Genomic DNA, 22,939 nt, shown 5'->3' with positions numbered 1-22,939 from the left:
GTACGATGTATTGGCTATCTCACAGGCCCGCGAGATGCGGCAGCGGGTCCACCGGCGTCGAGCCCTTGCGCAGCTCGAAGTGGAGCTGCGGCGAGGTGACGTTGCCGGTCTGGCCCGAATGGGCGATGGTCTGGCCGCGCGTCACCTTGTCGCCGCGCTTGACCTTCAACTCGCCGTTGTTGGCATAGGCAGTGACAAAGCCGTTGTCGTGACGGATCAGGACCAGATTGCCGTATCCCTTGAGCTCGTTGCCGGCATAGGCGACGACGCCGCCTTCCGCCGCCTTGACCGGCGTTCCCTCGGGCACGGCGATGTTGATGCCTTCGTTGCCATTGCCAAAACCGTTGATGACACGGCCCCGGGCGGGCCAGCGGAAGCCGCCGCCGGCCGGCTCCGCCGTCTTCTCGGCCTTTGCGGGCTCGGACTGCCTGGCCGGCTCCGCCGCCGCGGCGGGGGGCGCGGGAGTGGGCGCCACGGTGACGGCCGGCTTCTGTTCCGCCGGTGACGGCTTGATGGTGTTCGTCGCGCTGGGCAGGGAGGCGACGACCTGCCGCGCCGGCGGCGCGGCCACGGGCGGGCTGGGCTGCGAAAGCCGCGCCGCCTGCTCGTTGAGCGTGCCGGTTGCGGCCTGTGCCCGCTGGACCGGCCTGGCGACCGCCTGCGACGCGGAAGCGGCGGCGTTGTGCACGGGCGCGGCGACATGGGTCGTGGCCTGCGTGGCGGCCTGCGTCACGGAAGCCGAGGCGGCGGCTCCCGCAGTGCTCGCCGTTGCGATCGGAAGCGCTCCGCCGCCGGGGTTGTAGACCGGAATGGTGATCTGCTGGCCGGGCGCGATCTGGGAGGCGCTCGTCAGGCCATTGGCCGCGAGGATGGCGGCGCTGGGAACGTTGTAGCGGCCGGACAGGCTGGCAAGCGTATCGGCGCTGCCGACATAGACGGACGATCCGCCCTGGGCGGTCCAGCCCTTCGCCGAACCGCCGACGGCCTCGATCGCGCCCGAAGCAGCCTGCGTGGCCGCTTGGGTCACGGGCTGGGTCGCCTGCGGCGGGGCGAGCGGGGCTGAATACACGGCCGGCGTGGGGGAATAGCCGATGCTGCCGGTGGTGGTCGCATCGGCCGTTTTCGCCTGCGTGAAGGGATTGGAAAACGGGTTGTCCCCGAAGCGCAAGGTATCGGAGCTGCAAGCAGCCGTGGCGCCGGCAAGCAAGCCCACGATCGCAAGACGCTGGATGGATCCTGCATGCATCGACGGCAGCAACGTTTTTTCGCTCTGAGGCATCGTCCCACCTAACCCCTACGCCTGAATTTCGATGTCTCTGATAAGATCGGATTCTGGTTAAGCAAGCGTTGCCAAACGGCCAAATGCTTCGATTTGATTCACCCTGACCACTGATTGTTGCACCGGGCGGCATGGAGGTCACAATTCAGGCGAACAATTCTGCCGCAGCGACCGTTAGAGAAAAATGCATTAAATCTGAATCGCTATTTTTCTCTATCCATTTGTTAACGCATCAAATTTTTCCAGAAAGTGCGCACACTTTCTGGTTTGATGCTGTAAACGGCGTTTAACCCTGCCTATAAAACCTTCGCGACGCCGTGCGCCAGGGGCGGCAGCCTGATCGCGCCCAGATCCTCGTGCCGGAACGCCTCTTCCGCCGCGGCCTCCGGGCCGCCTGCGTCCGCTTCCGCGTCCCGGCGCGTGACGCGCAGGAGGCGGGGCTCGCCGTCGATGACGCGCGCGCCGACGAGTATGCCCTCCGGCGCCAGCGCGGCGAGCAACGCGGGCGGAAACCCGCCCTCGATCGCGCCGTTGAGCAGGATGCGCTCGAAATGCCGGCCGGCGACGGATTGGGCCGCCAGGCCGTCGGCGGGGAGGACGAGAACGTTGTGGAGGTCGAGCGTCGCCAGCCGCTCGGCGGCGGCAAGCGCCAGCGTGCGGTATCTCTCGGTCGAGATCACCTCCCCCGCGAGCCGCGCGAGCACGGCCGAGACATAGCCCGATCCGGCCCCGACCTCGAACACGCGCTGCCCGGGCGCGACCTTCAGCGCCAGCAGCATGCGGGCGATGATGCCCGGCGCGGTCATGGTCTGGCCGCAGGGCAGCGGCAGGGAGATGTCGGCGCGCGCCAGATCGCTGAACCGCCGGGGCGCGAACAGGTCGCGCGGCGCAAGCTCCATGGCCCGCAGCAGCGCCGTGTCGCTGATGCCCCGCTCGCGCAGGCTCAGCAGGAAGGCGGCCGTTTCCTCGGCTCCTTTCGCTGGCGGGTGGGCGCTGCTGTCCATGTCCGCTGCGGCCGGGCTATTCGCGGGAGCCGTGGAACAGGCCGGCATAGCGGGTCATGCTCGGCTCGTGGGTCAGGTCGATCTGCAGCGGTGTCACCGCGATCCGCCTGTTGCGCACGGCCCACAGGTCCGTGCCGTCCACCGGCTCGTGCGGCAGCCGGGCGCCCATCAGCCAGTAGTACGGCCGCCCGCGCCCGTCGAGCCGCTCCTCGACCTTCATGAAGGCGACGCTGCGCCGCCCCTGGGCGGTGACCGCGATGCCCTCGACCTCCCCGGGCGCGCAATCGGGAAAATTCACGTTCACCAGCACGCCCGGCTCGATGCCGGCCTCGACGATGCGCCGGATGACGCTTGCGGCATGCGTGCGGCTGCAGTTCCAGTTCGTGTCGCTGCGCCCGCCCGGCCCGTAGACCTGCGAGAGGGCGATCGAGGGAATGCCGACGATCGTGCCTTCCATCGCCGCCGCCACGGTGCCGGAATAGATCACGTCCTCGGCGACGTTCTGCCCCTGGTTGATGCCGGAGAGCACGAGATCGGGCAAGGCGTCGTTGAACAGGTGGCGCACCGCCATGATGATGCAGTCGGTCGGCGTGCCTGACACCGCGAACCGGTTGCCGCCGAGCTCTCGCATCCGCAGCGGGTCGTGCAGGGACAGCGAATGGGAGACGCCGCTCTGGTCCCTCTCGGGTGCGACGACCCACACGTCGGACGACAGCTCCGCCGCGACCTTTTCGAGCACGCCGAGGCCGTCGGCGTCGATTCCGTCGTCGTTGCTCACCAGTATGCGCATCATTGTCCCCTGCCCGGCCCCGCCGGTCCTCGTGTGCCTCAGCCAGCGGCCTCGATCCTGTCCACGCCGCCCATGTAGGGGCGCAACGCGGGCGGCACCGTCACCGAGCCGTCGGCATTCTGCCACGTCTCCATGACGGCGATGAGCGCCCGCCCGACCGCCGTGCCCGAGCCGTTGAGCGTGTGCACGAAGCGCGGCCCCTTTCCGTGGGCCTTCTCGTCGTCCGGGCGGTAGCGCGCGTTCATGCGCCGCGCCTGGAAATCGCCGCACACCGAGCAGCTCGAAATCTCGCGATACGCTTCCTGCCCCGGCAGCCAGACCTCGATGTCGTAGGTCTTCTGCGCCGCGAAGCCCATGTCGCCGGTGCACAGCGTCACGACGCGGTAGTGCAGCTCGAGCGCCTTCAGCACCGCCTCGGCGCAGTGGAGCATGCGCTCGTGCTCGTCGCGCGAGGTCCCGGGCGTGGTGATCGACACCAGCTCCACCTTGCTGAACTGGTGCTGGCGCAGCATGCCGCGCGTGTCGCGTCCGGCAGCCCCGGCCTCGCGGCGGAAGCAGGGCGTGAGCGCCGTGAAGCGCAGCGGCAGTTCACCCTCGGGCAGGACGAGCTCGCGCACGAGGTTGGTCAGCGGCACCTCGGCGGTGGGGATGAGCCACTTGTTGTCGGACACCGCGAACTGGTCGTCGTAGAACTTCGGCAGTTGCGCCGTGCCGAACATCGCGTTGTCGTTCACCAGCAGCGGCGGGCTCACCTCGGCGTAGCCGTGATACTGGGTGTGGGTGTCGAGCATGAACTGGCCGATGGCCCGCTCAAGGCGCGCCAGCCTGCCCTTGAGCACGACGAAGCGCGATCCCGACAGGCGGGCGGCGGTCTCGAAATCCATCTGCCCCAGTTGCTCGCCGAGCTCGAAATGCTGGCGCGGCGTGAAATCATAGGCGCGGCGCTCGCCGAACCGGTGATGCTCGACGTTGGCGCTCTCGTCGGGACCCTCGGGCACCTCGGCGAGCGGCAGGTTCGGGATCGCCGCAAGCACGCCGTCGAGCTCGGCGATGGCCGCCTTCTGCGCCTCGTCGGCCTCCTGCATGGCATCCTTGAGTGACGATACCTCGGCCATCAGCGCCTGCGCCCGCGCCTCGTCCTTCGCGGCCTTGGCCTGCCCGACTTCCTTCGAGAGCGCGTTGCGCTTCTCCTGCAGCACCTGCAGCGAGGCGATCGCACCCTTGCGGCGCTCGTCGATGGCGATGACGGATTCGGCCGCCGGCGGCAGCCCCCGGCGCGCGAGGGCGTTGTCGAAACCTTGCGGGTCGTCACGGATGGTGCGGATATCGTGCATGACGTTCCAAAACGGCGGCGCATGGCGGGCGCCGCCTCTCCTCAAGCTGTGCCGTTGCCGACGCGCCGGAAGCGGGGCGGGATCAGTCGTCCTGCGCGACGCTCTCCCGCGCGGCCTCCTCAGCGGCGCGCTTCTTCTCGATCATGCGGACCGAGACGATGGAAAGCTCGTAAAGGAGGAGGGTCGGGACCGCAAGTGCGATCTGGCTGATGACGTCCGGCGGCGTCAGCACCGCCGCGACGGCGAACACGATGACGATGGCGTAGCGGCGCTTCGACTTCAGGTATTGCGAATCGACGAAGCCGGCGCGCGCCAGCAGGTTCAGGATGACCGGCAGCTGAAAGCATATGCCGAAGGCGAAGATCAGCGTCGTGATCAACGACAGGTACTCGCTGACCTTCGGCAGAAGCTGGATCGCTGCCTGGCCCTCGCCCCCGGCCTGCTGCTGGCCGAGCGAGAACTGCATCACGATCGGCATGGCGATGAAATAGACCACCAGCGCGCCGAGCACGAAAAACACCGGCGTGGCATAAAGATAGGGCAGGAACGCCCGCCGCTCGTTGCGATAGAGGCCGGGCGCGACGAACTTGTAGATCTGGATCGCGACGATCGGGAACGACAGGAAGGCGGCGCCGAAAGCCGCGATCTTGATCTGGGTGAACAGGTATTCGAGCGGGGCGGTGTAGATCAGCCGCACATCGGCGCCCTCGCCCGCCGCGAACACATAGGGCCAGACGAGAATGTTGTAGATCTGCTTCGCAAAGGCGAAGGAAATGAAGAACATCACGATGAACGCCGCAAGCGCCTTCATCAGACGGGAGCGCAGCTCGATCAGATGCTCGATCAGCGGCGCGCGCGACGCTTCGATCTCGTCCTCCTCCGCGGAAGGAGGCAGTGATGCATGCGGGTTCACATTATCGCTCGTCTGCAATTGGGCGGGGGTGCTCATGCGTCGCCCTCCCCATCGCCCAAGGGACGGGAGCGGGCGGGACGGGAGCGGACGGGCAAGGCCGAAAACCGGACCTTCTTGTAAAGGCGCGACGTGCCGCGCGCCGGGCGGGCGAGCGGCTTGACCGCCTCGCGCGGCGCGGCGACGATGACGCGCCCGGGCTTGCCGGCGGGCTTGGAGGCGGGCTTGGACTTGTCGGCGGGCTTGCCGGCCGGTGCCCCGGTCGCTGCTTCCTTGCTCAATTGGGGCTTCGCGGCTTGCACCCCGGGGCTGACCGGCAGCGCCGGTGCGGGAGGCGGCAGGTCGACGGGCGTCGCCGGACCGGGCGGCGGGGCGCCCGCGGCCGGAGGCTTCTCGATGGCATCGCGCAATTCGTCGCGGACGGTGCGCAGCGGATCGAACCGCGCACTGGAGGAGGAACCGACGGCGCGGTTGGCCGCAGTCTGTACGTCATTGACGGCATTGCGGATCTCGTCGAGCTCCGCCTCGCGCATCGCGGCATTGAACTGGGACTGGAAATCGCCGGCCATGCGCCGGAGCTTGGCGAGCGTCTGCCCGATGGTGCGCAGCACACGCGGCAATTCGCGCGGGCCGATGACGACCAACGCGATAGCCCCCACCAGCAGAAGCTCGCTCCAACTCAAATCGAACATGCGGCGCTCTGTATGTCCTGAAACCGGTATTCCTGATGCGATTGATCAGCATCTACCCGGATGCAATTAAGACAAAAGGATATTTTCCATCCTATGCACACCGGCCCGATCCGGTCGCGGCCGGAGCGGCCGGGAACGCCCCGGCCGGGTCCCGCCGCGCCTGTTTCAGTTGACCTTGCTGTTCTCGGGGGCGGCCGATTTCACCGGCTCGTCGTGCGCGACGCGGCTCTGTGCCGTGCTGTTTTCGCCGGCCGTGGTCTTGTCATCGTCGGAAAGGCCCTTCTTGAACGCCTTGATTCCCTTGGCGACGTCACCCATCAGTTCGGACACCTTGCCGCGTCCGCCGAAAAGGAGCAGGACCAGAGCGCCGACGATGATCCAGTGCCAAATGCTGCCAAATCCACCCATAACCAGTTCCTCCGCCGAGTAACGCCTTGTCCGCAAGGGACATCGGCGAATCACGCGTGTGCCCGCAACCGCCGCCGCCAGCGTGCCATGGTTGTTTAAACTAGGGGTCTCGAAGGGCGAAAACAAGAACTTCGTCGCCGCACCCCCGGTCACGTTTTTCGTCCGGGAAGTGGGCAGGCCCCCTTTCGGCTCTTGACAGCGGCACACCGATGCGTCATGTCACTGCGCGAATGGCCGGGTTTCCGGCCCTTTTAGTTTTACGGACGCCCGCCGCGGCGTCAGCCTGCTCGAGGTTCCGCCATGGCCAAGGCCAACACCATCAAGATCAAGCTGCTGTCGACCGCCGACACCGGCTATTTCTATGTGACCAAGAAGAACTCCCGCACCCAGACCGACAAGCTGTCGCAGCGCAAGTACGATCCCGTGGCGCGCAAGCACGTCGAGTTCAAGGAAACCAAGATCAAGTAAGATCTTTTGCGAGTTGCCGAAACGCCCCCGGAAGCGCGGCTTTCGGGGGCGTTTTCGCGGGGGCGTTTTCGTTTGCGGTGATGTCGAGCGTCAGTCGGGCTGGTGCCTGAACGGCGTTTCGTCCTGCAGCAGCGCCACCTCGCGCTCCACCGCCGGGCGCTCCTGCGCCAGGTAGGCGGCCACGGCGCGCCGGAAATCGGGATCGGCGATGTCGTGGGTCGAGTGGGTCAGCACGGGCCGGTAGCCGCGGGCGAGCTTGTGTTCGCCCTGGGCGCCCGCCTCCACGCGCTTCAGCCCGCGCGCGATGGCGAAGTCGATCGCCTGATAGTAGCACGCCTCGAAATGCAGGAAGGGGTGCTCCTCGACGGCGCCCCAGTGGCGGCCGAACAGGGTGTCGCGGCCGATGAAGTTGATCGCGCCGCCGATGTAGCGCCCCCCGCGCCGCGCCATCACCAGCAGCACGCGGTCACGGAAGGTGCGCCCGATGGCGTCGTAGAAGGCGCGGGTGAGATAGGCCGTCCTGCCCCATTTGCGCCCGGCCGTGTCCAGATAGAAGACGTAGAACGCGTCCCAATGCGCGGGCGTGATGGCGTCGCCGGTGAGCAGCTCCACCGAGATCCCGTTGCCGAGCGCCTCGCGCCTCTCGCGCCTGATCGTCTTGCGCTTGCGCGACGCGAGCGTGGCGAGGAAGTCCTCGAAGGTGGAAAAACCCTCGTTCGTCCAGTGATACTGGCAGTCGATGCGCGGCAGGAAGCCCGCTTCCTCGAGCTGCGCCGCTTCCTGCCGGGTGGCGAAATTGACGTGGATGGATGAGGCCCGCGTCGCCGCCCGCACCATCCGCAGGCCCTCGATCAGCGCCGATGCGGCCTCGCCCGCGCGGGGGCCGGCGCGCACCAGAAGACGCGGACCGGTGACGGGCGTGAAGGGCACGGCCACCAGAAGTTTGGGATAATAGCGCCCCCCGGCCCGCTCGTAGGCATCGGCCCAGGCATGATCGAAGACGTATTCGCCGCGCGAGTGCCCCTTGAGGTAGCAGGGAGCGGCGGCGGCAAGCCCGCCCGCCTCGTCATGCACGGTGAGGTGCAACGGCCGCCATCCGGTGCGGGCGCTCACGGATCCGGATTCCTCCAGCGCCAGCAGAAAGGCGTGGCGCAGGAAGGGGTTGTCGGCATCCTCCCCCGGCGAGCGCGCGGCGGAATCGTGCGCACACGCATCCCAGTCGACCGCCGGAATGTCCGCGATAGAACCCACGACGCTGATCTTCAAGGATGAAAGCCCTCGAATATGATCTGATCGGCAAAGCGCGCCGCCTGCCGCCTATCCTCGGCGGTGCGCACCGTCCACGTCAATATGGGCAGGCCGAAATGGCGCGCAAGCGCGGGCGTCGGATGCGGAAAGTCCCTCACCCGCCAGGCGATGAAATGCGGCCGGCTGCGGCCGATGTGAAGAAAGTTCGCCAGTTCCTCCCGCCGTTCGCCGGGCAGTTCGTCGCCCCACTCGGCTTCCGCATAGGCGGCTTCCGCCACGATGCCGAGCGGGTGTTCGGGCGCGAGCGCGTGCAGCGCCGCGACGACGTCGGGATCGAACGACATCAGCGCCACCTGCTCCGCGCGGTCGCGCACGATCTCGGCCGTGCGGCGCGCGAGCGTGAGGTCGCCGTCGAACCGGCTCTTGATCTCGACGACGAGCGGCACGCGGCCGGCGATGAGGTCGAGACAGGCGGCAAGCGGCAAGATCCGGTCGCCGCCCTGCCTGTAGGACAGCGCCGCCAGCGCGGACGCGGGCAGCGCATCGACGCGCCCCCGCCCGTCGGTCAGCCGGTCGAGGGTGAAGTCGTGGAACACGACCGCCTCGCCGTCGGCCGACAGCTGGACGTCGCATTCGATGGCAAAACCCGCCTGCGCGGCGCGTTCCGCCGCCGTCGCCGTGTTCTCGACGATGCCGGCGGCAGCATCATGCAGCCCGCGATGGGCGATCGCACGCGCCGTGAGCCAGGCGGGCGCCGGCATCACGCAACCTCGATGATCGCCTCGACCTCGACGGCCGCGCCGAGCGGCAGCTCCGCCACGCCGACCGTGGAGCGGGCGTGCCGGCCGGCATCGCCGAGCACGGCCACGACGAGATCGGAAGCGCCGTTCATGACCGGCGCCACGGCGGTGAAGCCGGGCGCGACGTTGATGAAGCCGCCGAGCCGCACCACCCGCACGATGCGCGACAGATCGCCGACGGCCGCCTGCGCCTGCGCCAGCACGTTGATGGCGGCAAGGCGCGCCGCGTCGGCGGCGGCCTCGGGGCTCACCTCGCCGCCGACCTTGCCCTTGTGCTGGTCGGCGATGGCGCCATCCGCCCCGAGCGGCAACTGCCCCGAGATGACGAGCAGCGAGCCCGACTGAACGAACGAAACATAGTTCGCGACGGGTGTCGCGGGCGTGGGCAGGGTGATGCCGAGTTCAGCAAGTCGGGTGTCGATAGCGCTCATAGCCTGAATCTTTCCTTCGTAACATCATGAACGGGGCCGCCGCCGCGCGGCGCCCGACTATATAATCCGGGAGCGGCTTCGGCGCCGAGTCATTTCCCGCCCGCTCGCCCGTGCAATTCAGGCAAAATCCTCCTGCCCCGGAGCGTGGTTCGCGCCGAGCCGCCGATGGGCGCGGACCACCGCCTCGGGCTCAAGCCCCGCGTTGGCGGCGAAAGCCACGAGCAGCGTCTCGTCGCTGGCGAGATAGTCGAGAACCGCCACAAGAAAGCCGGGACGCGAGGCGGCCTGGCGCAACGTCTCGGGCCCGAGCCCCGTCACGGCCAGGAACCGCCCGAGCCGCTCCGGATCGCTCGCGAGAAAGGAGAGCGCCGCGATGGCCAGCGCCTCATCCCCGGAATCCGACTGGAAATCCGCCTTGCCCATAATCGAACCGGCCCATGATCGAAATTTGCCTTTCATCAATAGGTTACTGATATATAAGTTGAACACAAGGCGCTTTGCGCGCAAGGCTGCCAACCGACGGTGGATATTGCGCGGAAAGGCGCGCGTCGGGATGGCGGCCAGCGGGAATCGGCGCGACCATCCGGCTATGCGAGAATGGACGCACTGAGCGAAGGGACGGGTCGGACGTATGGCCAGCACGGTACTGATCGTCGAAGACAACGAGTTGAACATGAAGCTCTTCGGCGATCTGCTGGAGGCCCACGGCTACAGTACGCTCAAGGCGACCAACGGGCGCGAGGCCATGGAACTCGCCGCCGCCCACCACCCCGACCTGATCATCATGGACATCCAGTTGCCGGAAGTGTCGGGCATCGAGGTCACGCAATGGCTGAAGGCCGATGCCGGGCTGCGCGCCATTCCCGTGATCGCGGTCACCGCCTTCGCCATGAAGGGCGACGAGGAGCGCATACGCGCCAGCGGCTGCGAGGCCTATCTGTCGAAGCCGATCTCGGTGGCGAAATTTCTGGAGACCGTGCGCACCTATGCCCCCGCACCGCGCGCCGGATCATGAATTTGTGCGTTGCCGCACACGGCTGATCTTTCGACGGCGCAGCAACGGGAATCGATTTACACCTTTTCCAGATCCGATATAAAGAAAGCAGCCGAATTCCCTGCGGAGTGCTCAGGTCCGCCGCATCTCCTGGGTCCGTGGGGTGCCGACCGGTGAGCGTTGAGCGGCTTCGCCCGCTCCCGGTCGGCTTTCATGCCATGTAGACGTCATCGGGCTCTTTCCCGTGCGCCGAATATTGACGCGCAGGGGCGAAATTGCCATGCCTATCCCCTGCACACCCTCGACTGAAAGGCGACCCCATGGCCGTTTACGATCCCGACAACGTTTTCGCCAAGATCCTGCGCGGCGAGATCCCCGCCACCCGGATCTATGAGGACGACGACGTCCTCGCCTTCATGGACGTCATGCCGCAGAGCGATGGCCATGCCCTCGTCATTCCCAAGACGCCATCGCGAAACCTCCTCGATGCCGATCCCGCCACCGTCGCCAAGCTGTTCACGGCGGCGCGGAAGATCGCCCGCGCGGTGCGCGCCGCCTTCAATGCGGACGGGGTGTTCGTCGGCCAGTACAACGAGGCGGCGGCGGGGCAGACCGTCTATCACCTGCATGTCCACATCCTGCCCCGCTTCGAGGGCGTCGAGCTGCGCCGACACGCCTCCGGCGGCTTCGCCGATCAGCAGGTGCTGGCCGAACACGCCGCCCGCATCCGCGCCGAACTCGACAAGGACGAGGGGTGAGCGCCGGCGCGGGGAAAGCCCCGCGCCAGTCCAACAAAGAAAGTGTCGAATTTGTTTCCTGTATTTCAGATTGATCGATTTGTTCAGAAGATATTTTATTTGTATTGCCTTGAATATATATTGAATATATGGATCTTAATTTATGCATATATTGCAAAATTGACGAGAGTTATATTGATATTTAAGTTCACGTTTTTGTGTTTTATTGTGGATTATTGTGTGGTAATTTCCTGTCAGTCTTCAGTGCTTGCATGATTGAAGGGTTTCGATGAGTCCGTCCGCGCATGCCGTCTCGCTCGTATCGCAATTGGGTGCGCGGCTGGGCGTAGTGGGCTTGTCCTTCGACGAATACAACCTCTTTCACGTGCTGCTCGACGGCGTCTTCGTCGATATTCAGCTCGATGCGGAGAAGGACGTGTTTCTGATATCGTCGGAGGTGACGTCGATCTCCTCCGCCAGCGCCGCCGATATCTATGCCTATCTGCTCGAGCTCAATCTCGTGTCGGGCATGACCGGCCGGCACGGCTTCATCGGCCTCAACCGCCGGAGCGAGCAGTTGTTCTTCATCGACCGCATCAGCGTCAAGGGCCTGACGGTCGAGCAGTTCGAGGACTTCCTGCGCCGCTCGGCCCGCCTCGCCGGCGCGTGGACGAAGCTCGTCAACTCGCCCGATTTCCTGCACGACGCGATGGCGGGACATATACCGGAGGGAGGGCACTTTCAACTGATGCAGGTGTAACAACTGATGCAGGTGTAATCTCCCTCCAGACTGACTGATTTGCCAGACTGACTGATTTGGCGCTTTGACTTAACCGTTATCGTTCCCTGTACAATTATATTGTTATTATGGAGTAGTGCAGTGGTTAATGCGATCCAGAATAGTCTTGGTATCGGTCCCTTGTCTTTTCAGGGCGTGGGTGCACCCGGGGCGCCGGGCGCTTCCTCGATGTCGGCATTCAGAAGTACCCCAGGATTGGCGCCGGACGCTATGAAGGCCTCCATCACGTCGGCGGCACGAAGCGCCGACAACAACCGGCCGGTCTCCGTGTTGTCGGGAGGCTCCGATCATATCGTGGGTTTCCAGACCCGGTTTGCGGGCAGCCGGGCGACCGGGGCGCTTGCCGACGCCGCCTGACGCCGCAGCCGCTCCATGCGGAACCGAGCTGCGTTCGACCTGACACGCACCCGCCGGCGGTGCTTCCGCCGGGCTCACCCGTTCGTGTGCACGAACGCCCTGAGCCGTGACACGGCCTCGCGGCAGTCATCGAGCGAGCCGGCGAAGGACAGGCGGATGTAGGTGCCGCCCTTCTCCGGGTCGAAGTCGAGGCCCGGCGTGACGGCAACCCCCGCCCGCGACAGGATCTCGCGGCTCAATGCCAGCGAATCGTCCGTCAGGTGGCTGACGTCGATGTAGAGATAGAACGCGCCTGTCGGCGCCGGCCCCTTGCCGAGCCCGATACCGGGCAGTTCGTTCAGCAGCAGGTCGCGGTTCGCCGCATAGCCTGCCTTGATGCGCTCCAGCTCCTCGGTGGCGTCGAAGGCCGCCTCGGCCGCCACCTGCGACAGATACGGCGGCGAGATATAGAGGTTCTGCGCCAGCCGCTCCACGCCGCGCACGACGCTCTCCGGCACCACCAGCCAGCCGATGCGCCAGCCCGTCATGCAGTAGTATTTCGAGAACGAATTGACGATGACCGCCTCGTCGTCGAAGGCGAGCGCCGTCTCGCCGGGAACGCCATAGGTGAGGCCGTGGTAGATCTCGTCCGAGATGAGCCAGATGCCGAGGCGTTTGCAGGTTGCCGCCACAGCCGCGAGCGCCGCGTGGTCCATGGTGACGCCGGAGGGATTGGCCGGGCTCATGACCAGCACGCCCGCGAGCGGGTTCTCGGCATGCAGGCGCTCGACGGCGTCCGCCGTGATCGCCCAGCCGTTGCCGTCGGCGAGCGGGATCGGTGCTGCCTCAAGCCCCAGGGCGCTGAAGATGTTGCGGTACGCCGGATAGCCGGGCGACGAGACGGCGACGCGCGCGCCCGGCTCGAACAGCGCCAGGAACGACAGCACGAACCCGGCCGATGAGCCGGTGGTCACCACGATGCGGCCGGGATCGACGTCGACACCGTAAACCTGCCGGTAGTGCCGGCTGATGCGCGCGCGCAGCCCCTCCTGTCCGCGCGCCTCCGTATAGCTGACGCGCCCCGCCTCGAGCGCCCGGACGGCGGCTTCGCGCACGACGGCCGGCGTGGCGGCGGACGGCTCGCCGAGTTCCATGTGGATGACGCTGCCCCCGGAGCGCTCGATCGCGCGCGCCTGCGACAGGACATCCATGGCCAGAAACGGCGCCACCGCCCCGAGCCGGGACGAGACGCGCCGCTGTCGCGGCAGCGGGCGGGCGGGAAATGCCGACGCGGGAAATGCTGGGGTTTGCGTCATGACGGCGATGATCGGCCTCCGGAATGCAGAAGGCACGACTCATAGCATGAAAAATCCGTCTGGCGACCCGGCAGCGCCTTTCGGGTTACGACAGCGCCGATTCCAGCCGATCGGCGACCGTCTTCAGCACGTGGACCCGCGCATGGCGCTTGTCGACGGCGGGAACGAGCGTCCACGGCGCGTGCAGCGTCGAGGTGCGGTCGACCATATCGGTGACGGCTTCGTCGTAGACGTCCCATTTCTCGCGGTTGCGCCAGTCCTCGTCGGTGATCTTGAACTGCTTGTAAGGGGTGTCGGCGCGTTCCTCGAAGCGTCGCAACTGCTCCTGCGGGGTGATCGCCAGCCAGAACTTGACCACCACATAGCCGTTGTCCGTCAACTGGCGCTCGAAGGCGTTGATCTCGCCATAGGCGCGCATCCAGTCGGGGACGGACGCGAAGCCCTCGACGCGCTCCACCAGCACGCGCCCGTACCAGCTCCGGTCGAAGATGGCCGTGCGGCCTTTCTTCGGGATGTTGCGCCAGAAACGCCACAGATAGGGGCGCGCCCGCTCCTCGTCCGACGGGGCCGCCACGGCGTGGACGCGGAAATCGCGCGGGTCGAGCGCCTGCCGGATGCGGCGGATGCAGCCGCCCTTGCCGGCCGCGTCATTGCCCTCGAACACGCAGATGAGACCGTGCTTGCGGAACGCCTTCGATTCCGTCAGTTCGAAAATGCGGTGCTGCTCCTGCCGCAGGCGGACCTTGTATTCGTCCGGGTCGATGGTCCTGGTCAGGTCGATCGTGCTGATGATCGACGGGCGCGGCAGAGGCCGCGTCGCGGCGGAGGGCTCGGCAGCGGTTTGGGAAGTGGCCGCCGCGATGGCGCCGGCATGATTGTCGGCCTCGAACGTCTCGCGCATCAGCGCCAGCAGCGCCTGACCGATGGCGACATCGCGATAGCGCGCGTCGGCGGCGGGCACCACCGTCCACGGCACCGCGTTGGGGGAGACGAGCTGCGCCACCTCCCGCGCCGCCTCGTGCAGCCTTTTCCTGTCGTGCGCCGCGGGCACGTCGGCCCATTCCTGCACCAGCGGGCGGCGGAAACCGCTCTTCCTGCTCTCGCTGCGATAGCGCCGCTCGGCCTCGTCGAGATCGACATGCAGCCACAGCTTCAGAAGGCGCACGCCCTCGTGCCGGAGCATCGTCTCGTATTCGCGCGCGCCCGACACGGCGCGCAGGAAGCCGTCGGCGTCGAGGCGCCCGAGCGCGCGCTCGCGCAACATCACGTGATACCACGAGCCGAGCACGGCGCTGACGCGGCCCTTGGCCGGCATGTCGCGCCAGTAAAGCCATGCCAGAGGCCGGCCGGTGCCGCGCTCGTCGCTGATGTCGACGCTGATCGTCTCCAGGTAGCGCGGGTCGAGCCATTCGTAGAGCCGGTTCAGCACCTCGCCCTTGCCGGCGCCGTCGACGCCGTTGATCAGGACCATGATGCTGTGGGAGCCGCGTTCCTTCAATTCGCGCTGGGCGTCGAGCAGCTCATTGCGCAGGTGCGCCTGAATTTCCCGGAACTCTTCTTTCCCCAGCTTGTGTTCAAGCTTCGCCGAATCGAACACCGCCGTTATCCTTTTGATTATTAAGTCGGCACAATTTTCGATACGTTAGAGCAAAATGCACTGGATCTGAATCGCTATTTTGCTCTATCTCCTTATTTATGCATCAAATTCATCCAAAAAACGGGTCCCATTTTTTGGTTGATGCAATAGCATCTCCCCAGGGGGGATCAACTGACCGGTGCGCTGGCGTCGAGTTTCTCGATCTCGCCGACGAGCCGCTTGGCCTCGTTCGATCCCCGCGCGGCGTAGTTGTAGTTCTTGAACAGGCCCGTCAGCTTGGTGAAGTGGCGGCGCACGTCTTCCTTGTCCTCGAAGCCGTAGGGGCGGGTGGCGATGGAATAGACCAGCGCGAACAGCTCCTTCTGCCGCTCGGGCGAGGCGGAAGCGTCGATGGGGTCGAAGGCGTCCTGCTGGAGGAACACCATGTCGACGAAACGCGCCGCCTCGGCGATGACGAAGTCGCCGGTGCTGATGCCCTCCTCGCCCGCGACCTGCTCCATGCGCGCGATCTCGTCGCCGCGCTGCAGCAGCTCGGTCAGCTCCGCCACCTGGCGGGTCCAGCCGGCGCCCATGTTCTCCGCGTACCAGCCCTCCAGCTGCTGCCGGTAGCGCGACCACGACTGCAACGGGTCGATGGCCGGATAGAAGCGCTTGTAGGCGCGGTCGTAGGAGAGGCCGAGGAAGCACTTGACGGCGGCAAGCGTGGACTGCGTCACCGGCTCCTCGAAATTGCCGCCCGCCGGCGACACCGCGCCGATGATGGTGAGCGCGCCCTTCGCGCCGTCGTTGGTGGCGATGACGCCGGCGCGCTCGTAGACGCCCTTGATGGCGCTGTCGAGATAGGCGGGAAACGCCTCCTCGCCCGGAATTTCCTCGAGCCGGCCGGAGATCTCGCGCATCGCCTGCGCCCAGCGCGAGGAGCTGTCGGCGATCATCAGGGTGCGCAGGCCCATCTGGCGGTAGTACTCGCCGATGGTGATGCCGGTGTAGATCGACGCCTCGCGCGAGGCGACCGGCATCGAGGACGTGTTGCACACGATCACCGTGCGGTCCATCAGCGAATTGCCGGTGCGCGGATCGGTGAGCTGCGGGAACTCGGTGATCGTCTCCACCACCTCGCCGGCGCGCTCGCCGCAGGCGACGAGGATGACGACGTCGACATCCGAATGGCGGGCGATGAGGTTGAGCAGCACGGTCTTGCCCGCGCCGAACGGGCCGGGGATGCAGGCCGCGCCCCCCTGCACGATGGGAAAGAACGCATCGATGATGCGCTGGGTCGTCACCATCGGCTCGCCGGGATAGAGGCGGGTGGAATAGCCCTTGGCGAGCAGGCGGCGCGGCAGCGGCTCGCGCACAGGCCATTCCTGCACCATGGTGATGGTGCGGGTCGCACCCGACGCCGCCTTGAGGCGCGCGAGCGGCTCCTCGATGGTCATGGAACCGTCGCGGATCCAGTCGACCGTCACCGTCTCGTCGAGGTCGAAGGGCACCAGGATCTTGTGGGTGATCGGCCCTTCCGGCACGGTGCCGAGCACGTCGCCGGCCTTCACCCGGTCGCCGACGCGCCGGGTGGCGGTGAAGGCCCATTTCGCGTTGCCGTCGAGCCCTGCCGCCTCCACGCCGCGCGGCAGGAACAGGCCGTGCCCCTGCGCGAGCCCTTCGAGCGGATTCTGGAGGCCGTCGTAGACCTGCCCCAGCAGGCCCGGCCCCAGCCGGATCGACAACTGGCGGCCGGTCTGCTCGACCGGATCGCCGAGGCCCACGCCCACCGTGCTCTCGAACACCTGCGCATCCGCCGTGTCGCCCTGCACGCGCAGCACCTCGCCCTTGAGCCGCTGGCCGGGGGCGCGGGCGGGGTGGATGTAGACCACCTCGTTCTTCACCAGCCGGCCCTGCTCCGGGTCGTTCAGCCGCAGCCGAATGATGTCCTCCTGCACGGCGACGACGCTCGCCGTCGGCGCGGCGCGCCCGGACGGGTTGTCGGCGGAAGCTGATGCGGTCATGGTGTGGCCTCGAATGTCGGGATGGTGTCGGTGAGGGCCTCATCGAGCAGGCGGGCGAAGCGCGTCGTGGCCGCGGCGGTGTCGTAGTGCGCCCAGTTGTCGACCACGGCCCAGCGCAGCAGATAGATCGCCACGGCCTCGAGATCGAACGTGTGCAGGTCCCCATGGCGGCCGATCGCGTCCCAGACGGCTTGCAGGGCCACCCGTTCGAAGCCGGCGGTATCGCCGCTTTCGAGCTTTTCGCGCGCCTGCCCGACCCACGGAAAGGCGAGCGCGACGCCGAAGGCGGGGTCGCCCCAGTTGGCGCGGATCGTTTCCTTGAAGCGGCCATAGCCCCAGCGCACGTGCGGGGCGGGCGCCTCCTCGCCCGCGTGCCGGCGGCGCAGGGCGGCGATGAGCGTGCGGATCTCCAGCCGGTCGCGCACGAGAAGGCGCAGGGTCTCGCTCCTGAGCGATGCGACCACGCGCTCGGCGCGCGTCAGCACGGTCGCGTCCTCGTCCTCGCCGCGGATGCGGTCCCACGCCACGACGCTCGCGACGGCGTCGAGCTCGGCCCGGTCTTCCGGCGAGAGCATGGCCAGCCGTTCCTCGATCTGCAGCCGGTTGATCGGCGGCGCGTGCGCCTCCAGGAACCCGCCGAGATCCGGCAGGCTCGCGACCAGCATGATGTAGGAATCGGCCGTGCTCATTTGACGACGCCTTCCAGCAGCGCGCGGAAACGCGGCTGGAGATGGGCGAGGATCATGTCGGCCACCGCCTGGTCCGTGAGATCGACCGACACGCCCCGGTCGTCGAGGTGGATGCGCAGGCCGCCGGCGTCGTCCTCGGCGCGGGCGAAGGTCACGCCCTCGCGCAGCAGGGCTGCGGCGGAGGCGGCGGCGAAGTGCGTCAGCGTCCCCTCCTTCAGCTCCTCGGGATTGCGGCGCAGCTCGTCGAGCCCCACGGCCGCGCGCGGCAGGTGGAACACCACGGCCTTCGAGCGGTCGACGCCCGCTTCCTCGCGCACCCGCCCGGCGACGGCGAGGATCATCTGCTTGAGCAGCTCCTCGTCGCGCATCGCGGCGGAGACGGTCTTGGCCACGTCACCGGCGAAGCGGCGCGACAGATAGTCCTTGAGGTCGAGCACCGTGTCGCGGGCGGCGGCCTTGAGCGCGTCCTCGCCGGCGCGCTGGAAGTTGTTGGCTTCGCGGCGCGCCCTCTCCAGGGTCTCGGTCGCCTGCAACTGGGCTTCCTCGACGGTGGCGCGGGCAAGCGCCTGCGCTTCCGCCACGATCCGCTCCGCCTCCGCGCGCCCCGCGCCGACACCCTCGTCCCGCAGGCGGGTGATCAGCGTCTCCACGCCCGACGCCGTGCCAGATGACGCACGTAGTGCTCCTGTCTGCTCAGCCATGCGGCCGCCCTCCCCTGCCAATAGTCACGATTCGATATAGCCCGCCAGCACGAGCGCGAAGACGAAGGCGAAGACCTGGAAGCCTTCGACGATGGCCGCCGGCGCGAGGCTGAGGCCGAAGATCTCCGGCTTGTTCTTCGAGGCGGCGATGGCGCTGGCGCACACCCTGCCCTGATAGGCGCCCGCATAGAGCAGCACGAGCGCGGTGATGATGCCAATGCCGAACAGCGCCCCACCGTTCTGCGGCGTGATCGGCTGCTGCAGCGAGAACATCACGACGATACCGTAGATCACGTTCGAGGACGGCATCAGCGACACGCCGAGATACCGGCCGTAGTTGCCGTCCGTCTCCAGCATGGCGCCGATGGCTGCCTGTCCGGCGAGCGCCACACCGATGGCGCTGCCAAGCGCCCCCAATCCCATCGGCGCGAACACGCCAAGCCACCCAAGGGCGATGATGAACTCATTCATTGACTGCCTCTTTCATTTGGCGTGTGCCGGCGGCGGCGCGGCGGCCGGCGTCGTCTTGGTCGCACGTCTGGCGAATGCCCGGAAGGGATAGCCCTCCTCGGTCAGCCCCCAACTGAAGAACTCGATGAAATTGAGCCGCAGGCCATGCACCACCCCGCTCATGATGCCGAGCGCGAGGTTGACGCCGTGCCCGAGCAGCAGCACCAGCACCGACAGCAGCACGTAGATGCCCGCCCTCTCGCCGCGTATGTCCGCCGCCAGCGCATTGAAGGTCGCGGCGAGCGAGGCGCTCGCGAGCCCCAGCGCGAAGAGGCGCAGGTAGCTGAGGACATCGCCGAAGATCTTGGTGACGCCGGTCAGCGCCAGCGCACCGCCGAGCACGCGCTTGCCCAGGCCCGCGTCCGGCTGCGCCGTCGCGCCGCCCAGCGCAACTGCCGCGAGGCCGCCGAGAAGCATGATCGAGGTCAGCGAGGTCGCGACCGTCCCGCCCTCGCCGAGCCACATCAGGAAGCCGGCCCAGATCGCCGTGATCCAGCCGAGCGCGGTCAGCGACTTGCCGCCGATCGTCCCTCCCGGACCACGGTTGACCCACGCGTCGGCGGCCAGCCCGACCGACAGATGCACGACGCCGATGCCGATCGACAGCCGCATCATCGCGTCAAAGTCGTGCACGTCGATGATCTCGAACCGCGCCAGAAGGCTGCCTTCGGGCGGGCTGACGCCGAAATAGGAGCCGGCCAGCACGCCGTAGACAATGGCCGCCGCCGACAGCACGATGAGCAGCACCCGCGTGCGCCGCAGGGCGAGGCTCGCGTTGAACTTGCGCCAGAACAGCAGCACGCCGGCAGCGATGAGGGCCGAATAGCCCGCGTCCGCCACGATCATGGCGAAGAAGAAGGCAAACGATACGAACACCACGAGACTCGGGTCCCAGCTCCGATAGCCGGGGCTCGTGTAGAAGTGCGTGAGGTCCGCGCCGCTTGCCACCCGCTCGGGCGGGCTCAGCAGGGTCGGCGGCCGGTCGGTCGCCGCCGGTTCCTCGACCACGAGGGCGAGACCGCGGCTTTTCGCGAAAGCTTCCAGCCTTTGCGCCGCCTCGGCCGGCGCCCAGCCCTGCAGGGCGAACACCTGCTCCTCGTCATGGGTCTGTTCGGCGACGGCGCGCCGCTCGTCGCTGTCGGCGGCCTCCGCCAGATGCAGGCCGAGCGCCAGACGCCAGCGCGTGAGTTCCGCCCGCCGCACCTCGGCTTCCTCGATATCGACCTGCGTGTCCTCGAGCGCCTCGCGCAGATCGGCGAGCGGCTTCGCGCCCGTGCGCGAGCGCGCCACCGGCAGCACCTCCGCCGGCGGCTCGTCGGGCGAGATGAGGACGACGTAGACCACGGTCGGCCCCTTGCCGACGATCTGCCACGGCAGCTCGACGCGATCGAGCGCGGCGCGCTGGTTGATCGGCAGGACATAGAACCACAGCCGCTGGCCGGCGAGGTTCTCGACCGGCGGCAGCTTGAAATCGCCCCATTGCTCCAGCGTGGCGATGCGCTGTTCCAGCGCGTCGCGCCGGTCGCGCAACTGGCGCAGGCGGGCGCGGTTGGCGACGATTTCCTCCACCGCCGCCGACAGGTCGAACTCGGTCGCAAGGCGGAAGGGCCGCAGCTTGTAGGGCGCCTCCTCCAGGTGGCGGAAGGCCGTTTCCGTGCGCCGGCGCAGCACCGGATCCTCCGGCGCGAGCGCGCCCGGCTGGCGCAGCGGGATGAGGTGAACGCAGCCGAGATCCTGCAAGCCGGCAAGCACCGCTTCCTTCTCGCCGACGAGCCCGCACAGGGTGATGCGGCGCATGGGGACGATGGTCATGCCTCGCCTCCCCTGCCGTTGCCCTGTCCCGCTTCCTCCTGCTGGCGCTTGCGCTTGGCGAGCTTGGCGCCGACCACGGCCGCCCGCTCGTTGTCGCCGAGCGCCACCAGAATGCGGCGAATGTTTCTTTCCGCCTGCGGAATCAATATCTTGTCGAACAGATTGACGCGCTGTGTGGTGCGCGTCACCGCCCTGTCGATCAGGCCGACGGCGCGCTCGGCGACCTCCGCCTCGATGCGCAGCCGCGCGGCCGCGGCCAGCCGGCGCACTACCTCATCCACCCAGTGCGGGCGGGCGAAGCGGCCGTAGGGACGGATCGAAACGGTGACGTCGTCCACCACCGGCACCTTGACGCCGGCGATGTTGCGTTCGCCGAGGTGTACGGCGTCAACCTTCACCAGGTCCTTGAGGTCGATGCGCCGGTCGGCGAGCATCGGCACGGTGGCCCCGGCCTCGATCACCGCCCGATCGAACGCTTCGCGCGCCTCGCGGGCGGCGACACGCGCCTTGTTGCGCTCGGCCATCAGCTGCTGACGCTTGAGATCGAGGGCGGGCAGGAAGCGCCTGCTCGCGGCAAGGCTCTCCTTCTCGCGCGCCAGTTGCGCCTTGCTCAGGGGGATCTGACTCATCGTCTCCCCCTCAGGCCGGCTGCGGATAATATTTGTCGAGCAGGTTCTGGCGGATCAGCAACTCGTCCGGCGAGAAGTTCTCGGCCATGGTGCGCCAGCCGAGGTCGAGCGCCTCCTCCAGCGGCAGCGACACGGCGATGTCCATGAAGCGCGTCTTGAACGCCTCGCCGAAGCGCACCAGTCGCTCGTCGTAGTCCGACAGCTCGAAGGCCATGGCCTGCTTGCGCTCGGCCTCGCGCGCGCCGGCGTAGAGGCGGATCATGGTGTTCATCACCGCCGAATGGTCCTCGCGCGTCTCCTTGCCGATGACGTGCTGCTTGAGGCGCGACAGGGAGCCGAACGGGTCGATCAGCCCGTCGCGCAGGTAGAACTGGCCCTCGGTGATGTAGCCCGTGTTGTCGGGCACCGGGTGGGTGACGTCGCCGCCCGGCATGGTGGTGACGGTCAGGATCGTCACCGAACCAGCGCCATGGAACACGGCCGCCTTCTCGTAGCGGCGCGCGAGCTGCGAATAGAGATCGCCGAGATAACCGCGGTTCGACGGCACCCGCTCCATGGCGACGCCGACCTCCTTCAGCGCATCGGCGAAAGCGGTCATGTCGGTCAGCAGCACGAGCACGCGCTTCTTTTCCTCGACGGCGAACTTTTCCGCCACCGCCAGCGCCATGTCCGGCACCAGGAGCCGCTCCAGCGGCGGGTCGGCGGCCTGGTTGACGAACATCACGGTGCGCGAGAACACGCCCGCATCCTCGAACGTGGAGCGGAAGCGCCAGTAGTCGTCGAAGGTGAGGCCGAGCCCGCCGAACACCACGATATCGGCATCCGCCTGCACGCCGATGCGGGCGAGCAGCGCGTCGTAGGGCTCGCCGGCACGCGAGAAGATCGGGATCTTCTGGCTCTCGACCAGGCAGTTGAAGACGTCGATCATCGGCACGTTGGTGCGGATCATGCGCGAGGCGAGCGCGCGCCGCGCCGGATTGACCGACGGCCCGCCGATCTCCACCTGCGGCTCGTAGTCGAGCCCCGGGCCGCTGTCCGACACGCGCCCGTCGCCGGAGAAGACGCGGCCGAGGATGTTGCCCGAGAACGCCACCCGTGGCGGATGGCCCAGAAACCGCGCCTTGGACCGCGTCGACAACCCCTGCGTGCCGCCGAACACCTGCAGCGACACCTCGCCGGCATCGAGCCGCACGACCTGCGCCAGCCGCCCGGTCGCGCCGGCTTCGCCGTCGCCCTCGCTGACGATGGCGAGATCGCCGTAGCGCGGCCCGTCGGGATCGTCCTCCGCCACGCCCGGCGCGCGGGACGGCAGGGCGACGCGCACCACCTCTCCTATAATCGACAGCACCCGATCATAATGGATGGAGAGTGCGCTCATTCGCTGGTCCTTCTGGTTGTCGTCAGAGGTGTTATAGCCACAGCCTCTAGAGCATTTCTCCTTTTTCGTTGAAA

25 protein-coding genes are annotated in these 22,939 nt (G+C 67.3%); 5 read left to right on the top strand and 20 right to left on the bottom strand.

The window, feature by feature from the left end; all coding sequences use genetic code 11:
* Window positions 1-19 precede the first annotated feature (19 nt).
* The 7 genes from ACUSIJ_RS19665 to ACUSIJ_RS19635 all read right to left on the bottom strand — a co-directional run bounded on the left by ACUSIJ_RS19665 (window position 20) and on the right by ACUSIJ_RS19635 (window position 6,417).
* Window positions 20-1,279 (bottom strand): peptidoglycan DD-metalloendopeptidase family protein, encoded by a 1,260-nt coding sequence (locus ACUSIJ_RS19665; RefSeq protein WP_449310108.1) that lies wholly within the window; start codon window positions 1,277-1,279, stop codon window positions 20-22.
* A 296-nt stretch (window positions 1,280-1,575) separates the two neighbouring features.
* Complete coding sequence (locus tag ACUSIJ_RS19660) at window positions 1,576-2,283, bottom strand: protein-L-isoaspartate O-methyltransferase family protein (RefSeq protein WP_449310107.1); 708 nt, start codon at window positions 2,281-2,283, stop codon at window positions 1,576-1,578.
* Window positions 2,284-2,299: 16 nt separating this feature from the next.
* Window positions 2,300-3,073 (bottom strand): 5'/3'-nucleotidase SurE, encoded by a 774-nt coding sequence (gene surE / locus ACUSIJ_RS19655; RefSeq protein ID WP_449310165.1) that lies wholly within the window; start codon window positions 3,071-3,073, stop codon window positions 2,300-2,302.
* 38 nt (window positions 3,074-3,111) lie between these two features.
* Window positions 3,112-4,407, bottom strand: a complete 1,296-nt coding sequence (serS, locus tag ACUSIJ_RS19650) for a serine--tRNA ligase (RefSeq protein WP_449310106.1) — start codon at window positions 4,405-4,407, stop codon at window positions 3,112-3,114.
* A gap of 82 nt (window positions 4,408-4,489) precedes the next feature.
* Complete coding sequence (gene tatC / locus ACUSIJ_RS19645) at window positions 4,490-5,356, bottom strand: twin-arginine translocase subunit TatC (RefSeq protein WP_449310105.1); 867 nt, start codon at window positions 5,354-5,356, stop codon at window positions 4,490-4,492.
* Window positions 5,353-6,009, bottom strand: a complete 657-nt coding sequence (tatB, locus tag ACUSIJ_RS19640) for a Sec-independent protein translocase protein TatB (protein ID WP_449310104.1) — start codon at window positions 6,007-6,009, stop codon at window positions 5,353-5,355. Before tatB ends, tatC begins: the two co-directional genes overlap by 4 nt.
* Before the next feature lie 165 nt (window positions 6,010-6,174).
* Window positions 6,175-6,417: a twin-arginine translocase TatA/TatE family subunit gene (locus ACUSIJ_RS19635; RefSeq protein ID WP_449310164.1), complete on the bottom strand. Its 243-nt coding sequence runs from the start codon at window positions 6,415-6,417 to the stop codon at window positions 6,175-6,177.
* Window positions 6,418-6,717: 300 nt separating this feature from the next.
* Here ACUSIJ_RS19635 and rpmG point away from each other — a divergent pair, with 300 nt between their 5' ends.
* On the top strand, window positions 6,718-6,885 hold the full coding sequence (gene rpmG, locus ACUSIJ_RS19630) for a 50S ribosomal protein L33 (RefSeq protein ID WP_449310103.1): 168 nt from the start codon (window positions 6,718-6,720) through the stop codon (window positions 6,883-6,885).
* A gap of 90 nt (window positions 6,886-6,975) precedes the next feature.
* On the opposite strand, the gene ACUSIJ_RS19625 is transcribed toward rpmG, so the two are convergent.
* The 4 genes from ACUSIJ_RS19625 to ACUSIJ_RS19610 form a co-directional block, all read right to left on the bottom strand.
* Entirely contained in the window at window positions 6,976-8,136 is a 1,161-nt protein-coding gene (locus tag ACUSIJ_RS19625; protein WP_449310102.1) for a GNAT family N-acetyltransferase, read from the bottom strand.
* A gap of 11 nt (window positions 8,137-8,147) precedes the next feature.
* Complete coding sequence (locus ACUSIJ_RS19620; protein WP_449310101.1) at window positions 8,148-8,894, bottom strand: glycerophosphodiester phosphodiesterase family protein; 747 nt, start codon at window positions 8,892-8,894, stop codon at window positions 8,148-8,150.
* Window positions 8,894-9,364 (bottom strand): RidA family protein, encoded by a 471-nt coding sequence (locus ACUSIJ_RS19615; RefSeq protein WP_449310100.1) that lies wholly within the window; start codon window positions 9,362-9,364, stop codon window positions 8,894-8,896. The genes ACUSIJ_RS19620 and ACUSIJ_RS19615 overlap by 1 nt, the downstream gene beginning before the upstream one ends.
* A gap of 117 nt (window positions 9,365-9,481) precedes the next feature.
* A complete protein-coding gene (locus ACUSIJ_RS19610; RefSeq protein ID WP_449310099.1) occupies window positions 9,482-9,787 on the bottom strand; it encodes a DUF3572 domain-containing protein in 306 nt (101 codons plus the stop codon).
* 208 nt (window positions 9,788-9,995) lie between these two features.
* Between ACUSIJ_RS19610 and ACUSIJ_RS19605 the strand changes: the two genes are divergently transcribed.
* The 4 genes from ACUSIJ_RS19605 to ACUSIJ_RS19590 all read left to right on the top strand — a co-directional run bounded on the left by ACUSIJ_RS19605 (window position 9,996) and on the right by ACUSIJ_RS19590 (window position 12,251).
* Window positions 9,996-10,379 (top strand): response regulator, encoded by a 384-nt coding sequence (locus ACUSIJ_RS19605; RefSeq protein ID WP_449310098.1) that lies wholly within the window; start codon window positions 9,996-9,998, stop codon window positions 10,377-10,379.
* 299 nt (window positions 10,380-10,678) lie between these two features.
* Window positions 10,679-11,116, top strand: coding sequence for an HIT family protein (locus ACUSIJ_RS19600; protein ID WP_449310097.1), 438 nt, complete (start codon window positions 10,679-10,681; stop codon window positions 11,114-11,116).
* A 268-nt stretch (window positions 11,117-11,384) separates the two neighbouring features.
* The gene (locus ACUSIJ_RS19595; protein ID WP_449310096.1) at window positions 11,385-11,855 is read left to right on the top strand and encodes a type III secretion system chaperone; all 471 of its coding nucleotides are present in this window, start codon (window positions 11,385-11,387) and stop codon (window positions 11,853-11,855) included.
* A 249-nt stretch (window positions 11,856-12,104) separates the two neighbouring features.
* Entirely contained in the window at window positions 12,105-12,251 is a 147-nt protein-coding gene (locus ACUSIJ_RS19590; RefSeq protein ID WP_449310095.1) for a hypothetical protein, read from the top strand.
* Window positions 12,252-12,325: 74 nt separating this feature from the next.
* Here the strand turns inward: ACUSIJ_RS19590 and ACUSIJ_RS19585 are convergent, their stop codons facing one another.
* The 9 genes from ACUSIJ_RS19585 to ACUSIJ_RS19545 all read right to left on the bottom strand — a co-directional run bounded on the left by ACUSIJ_RS19585 (window position 12,326) and on the right by ACUSIJ_RS19545 (window position 22,865).
* On the bottom strand, window positions 12,326-13,441 hold the full coding sequence (locus ACUSIJ_RS19585; protein ID WP_449310163.1) for a pyridoxal phosphate-dependent aminotransferase: 1,116 nt from the start codon (window positions 13,439-13,441) through the stop codon (window positions 12,326-12,328).
* Between the two features lie 190 nt (window positions 13,442-13,631).
* The gene (pap, locus tag ACUSIJ_RS19580) at window positions 13,632-15,143 is read right to left on the bottom strand and encodes a polyphosphate:AMP phosphotransferase (protein ID WP_449310094.1); all 1,512 of its coding nucleotides are present in this window, start codon (window positions 15,141-15,143) and stop codon (window positions 13,632-13,634) included.
* A 167-nt stretch (window positions 15,144-15,310) separates the two neighbouring features.
* Window positions 15,311-17,146: a V-type ATP synthase subunit A gene (locus ACUSIJ_RS19575; protein ID WP_449310093.1), complete on the bottom strand. Its 1,836-nt coding sequence runs from the start codon at window positions 17,144-17,146 to the stop codon at window positions 15,311-15,313.
* Window positions 17,143-17,835 carry a hypothetical protein gene (locus ACUSIJ_RS19570; RefSeq protein ID WP_449310092.1) on the bottom strand — a complete coding sequence of 231 codons (693 nt, stop codon included), beginning with the start codon at window positions 17,833-17,835 and terminating at the stop codon, window positions 17,143-17,145. Before ACUSIJ_RS19570 ends, ACUSIJ_RS19575 begins: the two co-directional genes overlap by 4 nt.
* Window positions 17,832-18,536 carry a hypothetical protein gene (locus ACUSIJ_RS19565; protein ID WP_449310091.1) on the bottom strand — a complete coding sequence of 235 codons (705 nt, stop codon included), beginning with the start codon at window positions 18,534-18,536 and terminating at the stop codon, window positions 17,832-17,834. Before ACUSIJ_RS19565 ends, ACUSIJ_RS19570 begins: the two co-directional genes overlap by 4 nt.
* A 24-nt stretch (window positions 18,537-18,560) precedes the next feature.
* Window positions 18,561-19,007 (bottom strand): ATP synthase subunit C, encoded by a 447-nt coding sequence (locus ACUSIJ_RS19560; RefSeq protein ID WP_449310090.1) that lies wholly within the window; start codon window positions 19,005-19,007, stop codon window positions 18,561-18,563.
* 12 nt (window positions 19,008-19,019) lie between these two features.
* The gene (locus tag ACUSIJ_RS19555) at window positions 19,020-20,858 is read right to left on the bottom strand and encodes a V-type ATP synthase subunit I (protein ID WP_449310089.1); all 1,839 of its coding nucleotides are present in this window, start codon (window positions 20,856-20,858) and stop codon (window positions 19,020-19,022) included.
* Window positions 20,855-21,487 carry a V-type ATP synthase subunit D gene (locus ACUSIJ_RS19550; RefSeq protein ID WP_449310088.1) on the bottom strand — a complete coding sequence of 211 codons (633 nt, stop codon included), beginning with the start codon at window positions 21,485-21,487 and terminating at the stop codon, window positions 20,855-20,857. The genes ACUSIJ_RS19555 and ACUSIJ_RS19550 overlap by 4 nt, the downstream gene beginning before the upstream one ends.
* A gap of 10 nt (window positions 21,488-21,497) precedes the next feature.
* On the bottom strand, window positions 21,498-22,865 hold the full coding sequence (locus tag ACUSIJ_RS19545; RefSeq protein WP_449310087.1) for a V-type ATP synthase subunit B: 1,368 nt from the start codon (window positions 22,863-22,865) through the stop codon (window positions 21,498-21,500).
* Between the last annotated feature and the right edge of the window lie 74 nt (window positions 22,866-22,939).

Source organism: Pseudochelatococcus sp. B33 (assembly GCF_053570585.1).
The sequence above is the reverse complement of the archived record's forward strand: the minus strand, read 5'-3'. Positions and strand labels throughout refer to the sequence as shown.

Excerpts from the sequence above, each read along its gene's own strand:
- surE (WP_449310165.1), bottom strand. The coding sequence starts at position 3,073 with ATGCGCATACTGGTGAGCAACGACGACGGAATCGACGCCGACGGCCTC.
- serS (WP_449310106.1), bottom strand. The coding sequence starts at position 4,407 with ATGCACGATATCCGCACCATCCGTGACGACCCGCAAGGTTTCGACAAC.
- tatB (WP_449310104.1), bottom strand. The coding sequence starts at position 6,009 with ATGTTCGATTTGAGTTGGAGCGAGCTTCTGCTGGTGGGGGCTATCGCG.
- tatC (WP_449310105.1), bottom strand. The coding sequence starts at position 5,356 with ATGAGCACCCCCGCCCAATTGCAGACGAGCGATAATGTGAACCCGCAT.
- ACUSIJ_RS19635 (WP_449310164.1), bottom strand. The coding sequence starts at position 6,417 with ATGGGTGGATTTGGCAGCATTTGGCACTGGATCATCGTCGGCGCTCTG.
- ACUSIJ_RS19550 (WP_449310088.1), bottom strand. The coding sequence starts at position 21,487 with ATGAGTCAGATCCCCCTGAGCAAGGCGCAACTGGCGCGCGAGAAGGAG.
- ACUSIJ_RS19605 (WP_449310098.1), top strand. The coding sequence starts at position 9,996 with ATGGCCAGCACGGTACTGATCGTCGAAGACAACGAGTTGAACATGAAG.
- ACUSIJ_RS19660 (WP_449310107.1), bottom strand. The coding sequence starts at position 2,283 with ATGGACAGCAGCGCCCACCCGCCAGCGAAAGGAGCCGAGGAAACGGCC.
- ACUSIJ_RS19595 (WP_449310096.1), top strand. The coding sequence starts at position 11,385 with ATGAGTCCGTCCGCGCATGCCGTCTCGCTCGTATCGCAATTGGGTGCG.
- ACUSIJ_RS19615 (WP_449310100.1), bottom strand. The coding sequence starts at position 9,364 with ATGAGCGCTATCGACACCCGACTTGCTGAACTCGGCATCACCCTGCCC.
- ACUSIJ_RS19575 (WP_449310093.1), bottom strand. The coding sequence starts at position 17,146 with ATGACCGCATCAGCTTCCGCCGACAACCCGTCCGGGCGCGCCGCGCCG.
- rpmG (WP_449310103.1), top strand. The coding sequence starts at position 6,718 with ATGGCCAAGGCCAACACCATCAAGATCAAGCTGCTGTCGACCGCCGAC.
- ACUSIJ_RS19590 (WP_449310095.1), top strand. The coding sequence starts at position 12,105 with ATGAAGGCCTCCATCACGTCGGCGGCACGAAGCGCCGACAACAACCGG.
- ACUSIJ_RS19545 (WP_449310087.1), bottom strand. The coding sequence starts at position 22,865 with ATGAGCGCACTCTCCATCCATTATGATCGGGTGCTGTCGATTATAGGA.
- ACUSIJ_RS19600 (WP_449310097.1), top strand. The coding sequence starts at position 10,679 with ATGGCCGTTTACGATCCCGACAACGTTTTCGCCAAGATCCTGCGCGGC.
- ACUSIJ_RS19570 (WP_449310092.1), bottom strand. The coding sequence starts at position 17,835 with ATGAGCACGGCCGATTCCTACATCATGCTGGTCGCGAGCCTGCCGGAT.
- ACUSIJ_RS19555 (WP_449310089.1), bottom strand. The coding sequence starts at position 20,858 with ATGACCATCGTCCCCATGCGCCGCATCACCCTGTGCGGGCTCGTCGGC.
- ACUSIJ_RS19560 (WP_449310090.1), bottom strand. The coding sequence starts at position 19,007 with ATGAATGAGTTCATCATCGCCCTTGGGTGGCTTGGCGTGTTCGCGCCG.
- ACUSIJ_RS19565 (WP_449310091.1), bottom strand. The coding sequence starts at position 18,536 with ATGGCTGAGCAGACAGGAGCACTACGTGCGTCATCTGGCACGGCGTCG.
- ACUSIJ_RS19620 (WP_449310101.1), bottom strand. The coding sequence starts at position 8,894 with ATGCCGGCGCCCGCCTGGCTCACGGCGCGTGCGATCGCCCATCGCGGG.
- ACUSIJ_RS19665 (WP_449310108.1), bottom strand. The coding sequence starts at position 1,279 with ATGCCTCAGAGCGAAAAAACGTTGCTGCCGTCGATGCATGCAGGATCC.
- ACUSIJ_RS19585 (WP_449310163.1), bottom strand. The coding sequence starts at position 13,441 with ATGGATGTCCTGTCGCAGGCGCGCGCGATCGAGCGCTCCGGGGGCAGC.
- ACUSIJ_RS19610 (WP_449310099.1), bottom strand. The coding sequence starts at position 9,787 with ATGGGCAAGGCGGATTTCCAGTCGGATTCCGGGGATGAGGCGCTGGCC.